Genomic DNA, 1969 nt, shown 5'->3' with positions numbered 1-1969 from the left:
GGACAGGATCAACGTCCTGTCCAACGGACCACACCCAGGTCAAACACGGAAATCTACGCAGTCCCCACTGACGCGAAAAGACTGGACGGCGGCCACCTGGACGGGATCGTCGCTGCGGTCACCTCTCACTGGGTGGGACCACTGGCGTGTGCTGGCCGCACTCCGTAGCCGACCAAGCCCACTTTCGGAGTGAGGTCCAACGTGGTCATACGAGTAGCGCTGATGATGTCAGTGCTGCTCATGAAGGTTCCTCCTCATTCGGAGACTTCCTGGTGGCGACCCGGTAGGAGTGGTGGTGCCGAGCGGGCCAGCCAAGGAAGCGGTCGAAGATATCCGCGGCGCTGCCGGTGTCGCTGGGATGGAGCTGGTGCAGATCCTCGATCGCGTCGTGCAGACAACTGGCCAGGTAGAGAAAGAGGCTGACCGGGCTGCTTCGGTGCTCTATCAGAAGGGCGACCTTCGCCGCTCCGCACGGCCACGGATGGCCACATCGGCGGCACCGCCACAGCGGCCGCATGGGCAGATGCGGCCGAGGCAGATCCACGCGGGCTGCCCCGGCTGACCGCTCTGGCGGAGCCAGCGGCTGCAAGGAAGGGCGTTCCGCCGTCTCGGACGATTCAGCGTCCGCGGGGAAGTCTCCGTCGCTGTTCATCGGGGATCGCTCCCGTGCCTGCCGCTCGAAGACGATTCGCCAGACGTACGTCAGCAGCGGCGGATCGGTCGATCCCGACTGTATCGGCACAGCCGAGGTCAACCGATTTCGTGGCAGGTCGCCGATCGTTGCGTTGCGCGAGATATACACGGTCACGACCGACCCCCACTTCGACTCGCTGTGTGAGTGCGGTGGGCTTGTCGACACGCCGGCAAGCCCACCGCCGTTGGCCGGCGACCGGGAGCAGACCGCCGGCCACCCGCCCACGCAGCCCTGATAGCAGTACGCGAGCGAGGAGTCACCCGTGCGGTTGACGGAGTGCCCGGTGGAAACACTTGCCGGTGCGTCGGGGCGCATTTCCCCCTGCCCCAGTAGGGCACGTCCATCTGGATCTCCCTGATGTGACATTTTGCCGCTGGCCCGTCGGCGCGCAATGGCAGTCAGGATGGTCTTGCGCCATTCGCCGACGCGTTTCTCTCGTCCACGATCGCTGGCGGCACCGCTTGGAGATAGACCCAGCGTGGTTGGCCACGGTGGGTCTCACCATGGCCGTCTTAGGTCAATGCGAAGAGAGCAGGCGGCGCCCGTCGTTACGAAGCTCGCTTCAGAGAATGTGCCAGCGGCGGAGTTCCGGCCCGTCGTCAACAAGGCCCGCGATCCGGTGGTGCACCTCGTCGGCGGCCTCGGTCCCAGACCGGGACTTGCGAGCGTTGGTAGCGATCATCTGCAGCTCACGGAGCTGGCACAGTTTCTCGAACCCTGGCCAGGATGTGGCATCCCAGCCGTAGGCGGTGGTGAAATCGGCGAAGGCATCAGCGCCTGGTGGGTCGAAGCGGCGGCAGTGAACAGCGACCGTGGCGATGTCCCACTCCCGGGGTCCGACGGCGGCGCCGTCCCAGTCGGCCAGTACGGGCGTACCGTCGAAGTGGCGCAGCGCATTGCGGATCTGGGGATCGGACTGAAGCATGCTCACGCCTAGGGGAAAACGCATCGCCTTCCAGCTGGCCGTCATTGCTTCAAGCCGGCACATCAGCAGATCCCGTTCCTTGTCGTTTAGGATCTCCGAACGGGTGACGGACCGCTCGATGCTGCGGATCGGTCGGAGTACCGGCAGCGGCACCGGCGGAGCCGGCAGGGCGTGCAGATCTCGGAGCAGCGTTCCGAGTTCGGATACGGTGATGCGATTGTCATACGCCGGGTCCAGCCGCTGCCAGACCGTGACGACATGTCCGCCCACCCGCAACGCAGGGCCCCGGAGTAGTCCTTGATTGTCTGGTTGGTCATGGGATGCCATGTAGTGCCAGGGTTGCGGCGGGG

The 1969-nt window shown here is 65.3% G+C and carries 2 protein-coding genes and 1 pseudogene; all 3 read right to left on the bottom strand.

What is annotated here, in order from left to right:
- Positions 1-238 precede the first annotated feature (238 nt).
- On the bottom strand, positions 239-517 hold the full coding sequence (locus K228_RS0124765) for a hypothetical protein (protein WP_025620767.1): 279 nt from the start codon (positions 515-517) through the stop codon (positions 239-241).
- A 153-nt stretch (positions 518-670) separates the two neighbouring features.
- A pseudogene (amcA, locus tag K228_RS30330) lies at positions 671-1009 on the bottom strand (multiple cyclophane-containing RiPP AmcA); the annotation flags it as partial.
- 247 nt (positions 1010-1256) lie between these two features.
- The coding region (locus tag K228_RS0124760; protein ID WP_050581038.1) for a phosphotransferase family protein at positions 1257-1969 on the bottom strand (713 nt) is incomplete at its 5' end.

Origin of the sequence: Salinispora cortesiana (assembly GCF_000484695.1) — a bacterium.
In the GTDB taxonomy this organism is placed as follows: domain Bacteria; phylum Actinomycetota; class Actinomycetes; order Mycobacteriales; family Micromonosporaceae; genus Micromonospora; species Micromonospora cortesiana.
The sequence above is the reverse complement of the archived record's forward strand: the minus strand, read 5'-3'. Positions and strand labels throughout refer to the sequence as shown.